Origin of the sequence: Paenibacillus sp. MMO-58, assembly GCF_037146255.1 — a bacterium.
Taxonomy (GTDB): Bacteria; Bacillota; Bacilli; order Paenibacillales; family Paenibacillaceae; genus Pristimantibacillus.
In genome coordinates this window covers 1-236 of record NZ_JBBCVY010000052.1, presented here as the reverse complement: position 1 = coordinate 236, position 236 = coordinate 1, and the positions used below count along the sequence as shown (strand labels likewise).

At 52.5% G+C, this 236-nt stretch carries 1 rRNA gene; it reads left to right on the top strand.

Features of this window, described 5'->3' with window-relative positions:
* Positions 1–236 (top strand): 16S ribosomal RNA (locus WFJ73_RS33275); the annotation flags it as partial.

Genomic DNA, 236 nt, shown 5'->3' with positions numbered 1-236 from the left:
GCAAGACTGAAACTCAAAGGAATTGACGGGGACCCGCACAAGCAGTGGAGTATGTGGTTTAATTCGAAGCAACGCGAAGAACCTTACCAGGTCTTGACATCCCTCTGACCGGTCTAGAGATAGGCCTTTCCTTCGGGACAGAGGAGACAGGTGGTGCATGGTTGTCGTCAGCTCGTGTCGTGAGATGTTGGGTTAAGTCCCGCAACGAGCGCAACCCTTGATCTTAGTTGCCAGCA